Here is an 895-nt window from a genome sequence, read left to right as displayed (position 1 = left end):
GGGTTCTACCCCGATATCACGGACGGTTGTAAAAGAGCTGCAACCTTCTGATCCTGCTTGGCCGCCCTTCGCCGCATCCTTGGGTTGTGGCGTCGCTCGATGTAGTCAAACACATCCGCTCTTGCTCCATCCAGTGTGGCGTAGCTCGTTCGATAGATCCGCTCACGCTTGAGTAGTCCAAAAAAGCCTTCGCAGGCCGCGTTGTCGCCGCAATGCCCCACAGCGCTCATTGAACAGATCAGCCCGTTAGCCGTCAGATACCTCTGGTAGTCACCGCTGCGGAACTGACTGCCACGATCCGAATGCACAATCACCTCATCGCTTCCTTGCCGCTGCCAGACCGCCATCTGCACAGCCCGGATCACCATCTGACGGTCCTGCCGAGCGTGCATTGACCAGCCAACAATGCGCTGGTCGTACAGATCCAATACGATGCACAGATACAGCTTGCCCTGCTGGGTCTTGATCTCGGTGATATCGGTCACCCACTTGGTTTCCGGCTCCAGCGCGAGAAAATCACGTTCAAGCAGGTTGACCACGCCCGGCGGCGTCACGGCCGGACTGCCACGCTGCCCGCGACGCTTGCGCCGGGGCCAGCCCTGCAGGCCGTCGGCCGCCATCAGGCGTGCTACCCGGTTCAGGCTGGCGGTCTCGCCCTCCTCAGCCAGGTCTTCGCGCATGCGGCCAGCCCCCAACGTACCGCGGCTGTCTTCGTGTAGTTCGCGCATCCGTACGACCAGGCGCTCATTGTCGAGCTGCCGGGCGCTCGCAGGACGCTTACTCCACTCGTAGTAGCCGCTGGCCGATACCTTCAGGCACCGGCACATCAGCCGAATCGGAAACTCATCGCGGCAACGTTCGATCACCTGATACCTCAGGGTGATCCCTTTGCGAA

1 protein-coding gene is annotated in these 895 nt (G+C 61.1%); it reads right to left on the bottom strand.

The window, feature by feature from the left end:
* Window positions 1–5: 5 nt before the first annotated feature.
* On the bottom strand, window positions 6–895 hold an 890-nt coding region (locus F7R02_RS25660; protein ID WP_151210336.1), incomplete at its 5' end, for an IS3-like element ISXc8 family transposase.

This window comes from Xanthomonas cissicola, from assembly GCF_008801575.1.
GTDB lineage: Bacteria > Pseudomonadota > Gammaproteobacteria > Xanthomonadales > Xanthomonadaceae > Xanthomonas > Xanthomonas cissicola.
This window is presented reverse-complemented; position numbering and strand designations above follow the sequence as displayed.